The organism is Sulfurovum sp. bin170 (genome assembly GCF_010892395.1).
In the GTDB taxonomy this organism is placed as follows: domain Bacteria; phylum Campylobacterota; class Campylobacteria; order Campylobacterales; family Sulfurovaceae; genus UBA1140.
On record NZ_JAACKB010000140.1, the window covers coordinates 1 to 5325 of the forward strand.

Annotated in this window: 5 protein-coding genes; all 5 read right to left on the reverse strand. The window is 36.6% G+C overall.

Going from position 1 to position 5325, the window contains the following annotated elements; translation table 11 throughout:
* Positions 1–644: hypothetical protein (locus tag GSY74_RS03345; RefSeq protein WP_164663694.1), on the reverse strand; the 644-nt coding region annotated here is incomplete at its 3' end.
* Positions 645–1055: 411 nt separating this feature from the next.
* Positions 1056–2036, reverse strand: coding sequence for a hypothetical protein (locus tag GSY74_RS03350; protein ID WP_164663695.1), 981 nt, complete (start codon positions 2034–2036; stop codon positions 1056–1058).
* A gap of 19 nt (positions 2037–2055) precedes the next feature.
* Positions 2056–4002: a methionine--tRNA ligase gene (gene metG / locus GSY74_RS03355; RefSeq protein ID WP_164663696.1), complete on the reverse strand. Its 1947-nt coding sequence runs from the start codon at positions 4000–4002 to the stop codon at positions 2056–2058.
* Positions 4003–4079: 77 nt separating this feature from the next.
* Positions 4080–4484, reverse strand: a complete 405-nt coding sequence (locus tag GSY74_RS03360; RefSeq protein WP_223157453.1) for a hypothetical protein — start codon at positions 4482–4484, stop codon at positions 4080–4082.
* Positions 4471–5325: HAMP domain-containing sensor histidine kinase (locus GSY74_RS03365; RefSeq protein ID WP_164663697.1), on the reverse strand; the 855-nt coding region annotated here is incomplete at its 5' end. The genes GSY74_RS03360 and GSY74_RS03365, both read right to left, overlap by 14 nt.

A 5325-nucleotide genomic window follows, 5' to 3' on the forward strand; every position in this document is an offset into this window, starting at 1 on the left:
ACAGAACGCATCTTCCCAGATACAGAAAAGTGTAGATAACTCTTCATTCGCAGAGGGTGACCATCTATCACTTTTCTATAGATAGAGACCGAGAGAGTCCCCTTTTCTGTTTTGACAGAACTAGTTTTGTCAAGCCACAATCTAGCATTTTGGTCAACAGATGTAGAGACTTTTTTACCATTTTTATATAGATTTACCAATGCAATAGCATGAGGAAGTTGAAGATATTTTAGATTTTCTCTCCAAGGTATAGAGCCTGTAATAGTGTGGGTTCCCTTGTCCAATATCAGAGTAGCTTTTGAATTCAAATCGAGAACTATCGCCTTTTTCCCATTTACAGTGACATCCTCTACCCAAGTGAGATGAGCAGATGGCAGAGTGACTTTAGTTTTATCTCTGTATAAAGTAACTGACATGTTAAAGTCTAATTTTTGATTAGTTAAATCTACAGCAATATCTCTAAACCAAGAGCATTGCGATTTTCCTGTTTGATAATCTATAGGACACTCTCTATCTTTTATATCATCTAAAACCCAATCTTTCCACTCTATTAGGGATGAGGGGATTTTGTTCTCATCTATGGAGTATAAGGAGTTAGTCAAAAGTAGGAGAGATATAATAATGATATAAAGAGATTTTAACATGAAGTATCCTTTTATGTTTAATTTAAAATTATAACATTAATTTGGGTAATAAACTTTATCTTTTTAGACAAAAGTGTGTGCAATTACACAAAGGAGTTGGAATGATTACTTTAAATAAAAGAACACTAATATACGCCAATTAAAGGTGCGATGGCAATCGCACCCTACATATGGTATAATACCCCATTCCAACCTAACCCGTTGGAAAATTTAAATCGAAAATTGCAAAACTACTCACCAAACAGAATTGTCAAAGGTCTAGCGTAGGGTGCGATTGCTATCGCACCAACTCCAAATCTCGTAGGTCGGACTGCCCTCTGCCCGACATAAAATACACCAAACGCTTTGGTAAGGCTTCTTATCTTTTAGAGAAGATGATACATACCAATTCCAAGTGTGCCAAGAGCTTCACTAAAAAAGCGAATACTCCTCTCTAATCTTAGGCAACATCCCCTTATCAAGAGCATATACAAACGCATAGTTAAAATAGGCGTTTTTCAAAATCTCTCTAGCCTCATCTACACCCTCATACCAATTTGGTCTATCCACACCATCTACTTTTGTTTTTGGAGGAGTCATAACAATGGTTTTGACCCACGCACCGTTATATCTTACATACTCTCTAGCTTTGTTTATATCTTTTAAATTATCAGTAAAAATAGCCACTTTGTCACTCTTGCTAGGATTCATAACATTCAAAAAACCATCAATAAACACAGGAACAAAATGTTTCGTATATTTTACTCTATCCAAATCATACGGTAGGTGATGTTTGTCACAAAACTCTACTACTCTCTGTAGATAGTCCACATGAAAAGGGGTAATATCCTTCTCTTGATAGATGTAGCCATTGATTTTAAATGTGGTCTTGAAGAGTGTATCGGTGATAATTTCACAACTCGCATCTTTGTTCAAGATAGATACATCTGGTTTTATCATCTTCATTAGCTCATCATTGGTTCCTACGAACATCTTTGCATTTGAGTTCAAAACTTTCTCAAACATCTTTCGCCAATCAGCTGGTAAAATTTCGATATTGTTCTTTTGTGTTACTACCATTTTGAGAAATGACAACTCATGCTCATTAAAGAGATAGAAATTCGCCTCACGAGAGATTAGAACATATCGAATCAGTCTAAAAGATGCTTTTTGAATATCTTTTACCTGAATCCATGCTACCTCATCATCGCTAATCTTGATATCAGGGTCTGAGAATATAATTGCGTAAGCACCATTGGCTAAAGCTTTTGCAATATCTTCACTCTCGTTGGAGATAAAAAGGTCACCCTCTTCTACTTTTGAGGGATAGACGGTTACAGAGTTGATAGCGGTAATGGTAGGTTCAGACATGACTGTACCATCTGTTAAGTTTAATAAATCTTCTATTTTCATAATATTGTTAACCTCTTACCTAGCTTATCGGAGTACCGATTGTTTTTGGTTTCTCTGGACGAATGAGAGATAGACCATCTGCATCTTTGGCCGCTAATAACATACCCTCACTCTTCATACCCATGAGCTTTGCTGGTTTCAGATTTGCAACCAGACAAGCTTGTGTTCCCACTAAATCATCAGGGCTATACCACTCCTTGATACCTGCAACAACCTGTCTTGGCTTATCTTCACCGATGTCAACTTGAAGAAGCAGAAGTTTTTTGCTCTTTTTTACCTCTTCAGCTTTAACTATAGTTCCTATCTTTAGAGATGTTGCAAAAAACTGGTCGATTCCTATAAGTGCAATACCTTCAGTTTTTTTGACCTCTTTTTTCTTATCTTCACTCTTTTTAGGCTCCTCTGCAGGTTTTTTCTCAACAAGCAGTTGTCCCTCTATTCGTGGGAAGAGTGGGTCTCTCTTTGCAGTTGTAAACGGAACCAATATCTCACCATTTCGAATAACTTTCTCAAAACTCTCTGGCGTTATCTCAAAACCTAAAGCATTACAGATAATAGTTGTAGTCTTTGGCATGACAGCATGTAGCATCAACGATACCTTTGCCAAGATAGTAGCAATAAGCCCATTTAGAGCCATCGTCTCCTCTGTTTTTCCCTCTTTTATCATTGTCCACGGTTGGTATCTATCTATAGCTCTATTTGCCACAGTTAGTGGTCTCCAAAGCTCTTCGAGATATCTGTGCAACTGAAGCTCAAAAAGCATAGGCTCTAGTTTGTCAAGAGAAATTTGCACCTCATCTAGCTCTGCTTTGTAGTATTTCTCTACCAAATCACACTCTACTCTACCCTCAAAATATTTTCCACTCATACCAATCAGACGATTCAGCAGATTCCCAAGGTCGTTACCCAAATCAGAGTTGATTCTATCTATTAATGCTTTTTGAGAGAAGTCTCCATCTCCACCAAAAGGAACCTCACGAAGCATAAAATATCTAAAGTTCTCCAAACCATAAGCGTCTGCAACCTCTTTTGGGTTGACTACATTGCCTTTTGATTTGCTCATCTTCTCACCATTTCGAGTCCACCAACCGTGAGCTCCGATGTGTTTTGGCAGAGGCAAATCCAAACTCATCAAAAATGCTGGCCAGTAGATAGCGTGAAATCGTAGAATATCTTTACCAATCAGATGAACTCTAGCAGGCCAAAACTCCATATTTTTCTCATCATCACCATAACCAAGAGCCGTCACATAATTCATCAGAGCATCAAGCCAAACATACATTACATGTTTTGGGTCATCAAAACTCTCTGGAATCTTTACACCCCAATCAAAGCTAGTTCTTGTCACAGAGAGGTCATTTAGCCCACCCTCTACAAAACGGATGACCTCATTTCTCTTGCTTCTTGGCAAAATACAGTCAGGAGTATCTCTATACCAAGCCAGTAATCTATCTTCATAATCAGATAGTCTAAAGAAGTAGCTCTCCTCCTCAACTATGTTTGTACTTTTGCCACAATCAGGACAAAACTCGCCATCAACTAGCTGTAGTTCTGGAAAAAATGTCTCACATGAAATACAGTAGTGACCTTTGTAGGTATCTTTGTAGATGTCACCATTTTCGTGCATAGTTGTAAAAGCTTTCTGAACACCTTTTTTGTGATACTCATCAGTAGTTCGGATAAATTTATCGTAAGAGATGTCAAATTCATCCCATAGAGTTCTAAAAGTTGCAGAGATTTCATCAGCATACTCTTTTGTATCTCTACCCCGTTTTTTGGCAGACTCCTCTATCTTTTGACCATGTTCGTCGGTTCCTGTCAAAAAGAAAGTGTTGTGACCGATAAGGCGAGAGTATCGTGCTAGTGTATCAGCGATAATAGTTGTGTATGCGTGTCCGATATGAGCAACATCATTGACATAATAGATAGGTGTTGTGATATAAGATGATTTGTGGCAAGATGACATAGTAGTGGTTCCTTAAACAGATGAGTTTAGTTTTTTAAAAGTGCCATTTTAGCTAAATATTACTTTTATATGAATTGCTATTTTAATTTATTACGAACATTATACAAATCCCAATATATATCTATAGCTTTAGTCAAGTCTTCATCACTCAAAAGTGACTTCTCTTTTACAGAAAATCTCTCCAAGAACAGATCTGACATAATAGAATCCTCTTTCATCGGTTTTTTCAAAAACTGTTTTAGTGTTAATTTTACACTCATCTCTCCACTATACGCCTTGAGATATTTCATAAACATCCCCTCTAAAGTTGTAGGCATAGCATATTTATGGCAGGGGATGCAGTTTCCCTCATATATATTTGTCTCTTGTAAATTTATTGAGCTTGTTATAATCGTTATATTTCTCTCTGTTCTACCGTCTACTTCTGCTATAGATAGTGAGAAAATAGTCCCTATGATTACTGCAATTCTAACTATTTTCATCTGACTTACCTTTTGGAAAATTTACTCGGATAGATGTTCCCTCTCCAAATTTTGAGCTGACCAGTATTTTGAGACTATACTCATCTGCTATAGCTTTGACAATATTAAGACCTATACCAAAACCACCCTCGGAACTACTAAATCGACTATATCTCTCAAACATAGCTTTTGTTTGATCGGATTTCATACCAATTCCCGTATCTTTTACGATGAAGTAATCCTCTCGCAACACTATATTTATCTCTCCAGAGCGTCTATTGTATTTAATCGCATTTGAGATAAGGTTATCAACTATTCTGGCAATCTTTACAGAGTCTATAAACAGCTTACTATCTTCTAAATCTAAACTACATGAGATTCGTTTTGAATTTGCTAAGAGAAAAAAGTAGTTTGCTCTATCTTGTATAAGTACTTTGAGGTCAACCCACTCATCATTTGAGCTTCGATTGTGTCCAAGTGAGAGAAAAGTCAAATCTTGATAGAGATGAGAGACTGTTTTGGCAGCGATATTGATTCTATCTATCTTTTTCATATTTTTTACGGTCATCGTCTCTCTATCTATCATCTCAACATTTGCTAGGATAGCCGAGATTGGAGTATTTAGCTCATGTGTTGTATCTTTTATAAAGTTATCAAGAAGATTAACAGAGTCCTTCATGGGTTTGAGAAGTATCCTTACAAAAAAGAGTGCAAAAATTCCTAACACAAGCAGACCAATAGTGCCAAATACTATAATTTTTGTTATGGCAATATTATGCCATTCTCTATCTTCTGGAATCTCAATAAAAAGATACATAGCACCCAGATAGTAGTCATCAAGATATTTAACAAAATGTATACT

What these genes read in the sequence shown, in the direction of transcription:
- GSY74_RS03350 (WP_164663695.1), bottom strand. Translation starts at nt 2,036, where the DNA reads ATGAAAATAGAAGATTTATTAAACTTAACAGATGGTACAGTCATGTCT.
- metG (WP_164663696.1), bottom strand. Translation starts at nt 4,002, where the DNA reads ATGTCATCTTGCCACAAATCATCTTATATCACAACACCTATCTATTAT.
- GSY74_RS03360 (WP_223157453.1), bottom strand. Translation starts at nt 4,484, where the DNA reads ATGAAAATAGTTAGAATTGCAGTAATCATAGGGACTATTTTCTCACTA.